A 2,887-nucleotide genomic window follows, 5' to 3' on the forward strand; every position below is an offset into this window, starting at 1 on the left:
GCAAGGTTAAAGCAGCTATTGGTCAGCAAAGTTTTTTATTGTATTGCCAGCCAATGGCTTCATTATCGGGTGGCCCACCCCACTACGAGATCCTGTTACGAATTGTTGATGAAACAGGAGAACCTTTGTCGCCAGCCAAATTTATAGATGCAGCTGAGCGCTATGACCTTATGCCGAGTATTGATGAGTGGGTAGTGAAAAGTAGCCTTGAAATGCTTGAGCGACATGATATTTCTAGCGTAAGCCCGGATTCCATCTGGAGTATTAACCTTTCAGGCCAATCTTTAAGTAGCGAGAAATTTAAGAAGTTTTTGCTTACCACGCTGTCGAGTGTCAATCTTGATAACCGGCAAGTTTGCTTTGAGGTCACAGAAACGGCGGCTATTGGCCAATTTGATAAAGCTATGGCCTTAATTAGTGCAGTTAAAGGCGTTGGCGCAAGTTTTTCCCTTGATGATTTTGGCAGTGGCTTGAGCTCGTTTAGCTATTTGAAAGAAATACCGGTTGAGTATCTGAAAATAGATGGAAGCTTCGTTAAGGATATTGAATCCAATAACGTTAATTTTAGTATGGTCAAGGTCATGAACAGCGTGGGTAAACTGATGGGACTGACGACGATTGCTGAATTCGTGAGCAGTCAGCAATCAATGGATATGCTAGAGTCGATCGGTATTGACTACGCGCAAGGCTATTTTATATCTGAGCCGCTGTTATTGACTGCGGTTCTAAACGAGTTAGCACAGGAGAGTGCGCGACAATGTGTGAAGTCCTAGTCAAGCCAGTTATTGCTGTTATTGCGGAGAGGCTTACGTAGCGTGTCTGAAATTCTGAGTACCCACTTGGGTGCCGTAACGTATCTTGCGCTTACCGAGTCACCTGACGAGCCGGGGGCATTGGCCGGCTTGCAAGATGTTATTGATAAGTCTATCGAGGCCTTGGATATTCAAGTGGCGATAGACCTTAGCAATGTACGGTTTCTCGGTAGCCAGGCGATGGAGGCGCTCTTAGACGCAAACGACAGGCTGGGCGCCCACGGCGGCTGGCTGAAAGTTGCAAACACTTCAGCTGGCTTACGTAAGATATTTGAAATAAGTGGTTTCGATCGCCATGTTGGCTCGGTCGACCGCGACAATGCACCTCCACTCGACGCGGGTGGCGGTGTATTCCGGCTGGGCGATTTGCTCATCGAGCGTAAACTCATTGATGCTGACGGCGTGCGCCATGCAATGGACGAGCAGACTCGTACTGGCAAACGTTTGGGGCAGGTATTAATCGACTCACAAATTGTTCCGGAGGCGGAGGTCTTACGCGCAATCAGTGAGCAGCTGGGCACGCCTTTTGTCAGCAATTTGAAGGCAGGCTTGTTTGATCCCGTCGTTATCGAAATATTGCCGAGAGAGACGGCAATGCGGCTTAACGCGCTGCCTTTATTTAAACTACGCAATACCCTTGCTGTGGCCTTGTCTGACTCCCAAGATATAGCCGCCCTCGATGAGATAGAAGAGCGCAGCCAATGCCGGGTCCGTCCTGTCTTAGCGTGTCGCGCAGACATACAGAAAATATTGTCCGATTTGGCGGGTGGGGGCAGTCTAAACGATAATTTTATTGCGGATATAGATGAAGACTTAGAACTGATCGAAAGCAATATCCCGGACGACTATTCTGAAATCGATGAGATGTCGGCGGGCAGCCCAATTATTAATCTGGTCAATGCCATCATTCAGCGAGCGGTGCTAGAAGGGGTTAGTGATATTCACATTGAGCCCGGGCCAACGGGCTCTAGGGTGCGCTTTCGAGTAGACAGTATCTTGTATCAGGTGATGACGCCCCGCGCAGACTATCACCCAGCGATTGTGTCGCGTCTAAAGATCATGGCGAATCTGGATATTGCTGAGCGACGAATGCCTCAGGATGGTCGTATTCAGGTTTATACACAAAAGCAAAATGTCGATTTGCGCTTTAGCTCCTTACCAGGCTTGCATGGCGAGAAGGTTGTGCTGCGGGTATTGGACAAGCGGAGAACCATTCTTGATCTCAATAAACTTGGCTTTTCTGAGGGTAATTTAGAGATATATCGAGACATTCTTACCCGCAGTTACGGTCTTATTTTGGTTACCGGTCCTACCGGAAGTGGTAAAACAACGTCGCTGTACGCTGGGCTGAACCATCTAAATTCCTTAGAAAAGAATATTGTTACCGTTGAAGACCCGGTCGAATATCAGCTCGACATAATTAATCAAAACGAAGTCCGGGATGCCATTGGTTTGAGTTTTTCGAAAATGCTCAAACACATTTTGCGACAAGACCCAGATATCGTCATGGTCGGCGAAATCCGCGAGCGGGAAACCGCGCAAATTGCGGTGCAGGCAGCATTAACCGGACATTTGGTGTTATCTACACTGCACACCAATGACAGCGTTAGTGCGGTAACGCGGATGATCGACATGGGCGTTGAGCCCTATTTGCTATCGTCGGCACTGGTGGGCGTGGTTGCCCAGCGTTTGGTGCGTACCATCTGCCCAAACTGTAAAACCTATTTCCGGCCACCGCCAGAAATGTTGGAGCGCTATAACTGGCAGCATTTGAGTAATGTTCGCTTAGCAACGGGGCGCGGTTGTTCAGAGTGTTTTGATTCCGGTTATAAAGGGCGTATTGGCATTCACGAAATCCTCACTGTAGATGCCGCTCTGCAGAGCTTGATTATGAAAAACCCCAGTCGCGATGTGCTTAATCAGTATGCAAAAGATCGTGGCTTAAAAACCTTGTATGCCGACGGTCTTGAGCATGTACTTAAAGGCGAGACTACTTTGGAAGAGGTTACCCGTGTTATCAGTAATTAAGACGCCGGAATTTGGCTTGGTGGGTGTGTAGTCATGCCTTTACCGAC

The 2,887-nt window shown here is 48.1% G+C and carries 2 protein-coding genes; both read left to right on the forward strand.

Features of this window, described 5'->3' with window-relative positions:
* A partial coding sequence (locus tag ABYT30_RS17930) for an EAL domain-containing protein (protein ID WP_373097856.1) occupies nt 1–773 on the forward strand: 773 nt, incomplete at its 5' end.
* Between the two features lie 42 nt (nt 774–815).
* Complete coding sequence (locus ABYT30_RS17935; RefSeq protein WP_373097857.1) at nt 816–2,840, forward strand: ATPase, T2SS/T4P/T4SS family; 2,025 nt, start codon at nt 816–818, stop codon at nt 2,838–2,840.
* Nucleotides 2,841–2,887: the final 47 nt, after the last annotated feature.

It is taken from the genome of Zhongshania sp., from assembly GCF_041623545.1.
Classification (GTDB): Bacteria; Pseudomonadota; Gammaproteobacteria; order Pseudomonadales; family Spongiibacteraceae; genus Spongiibacter.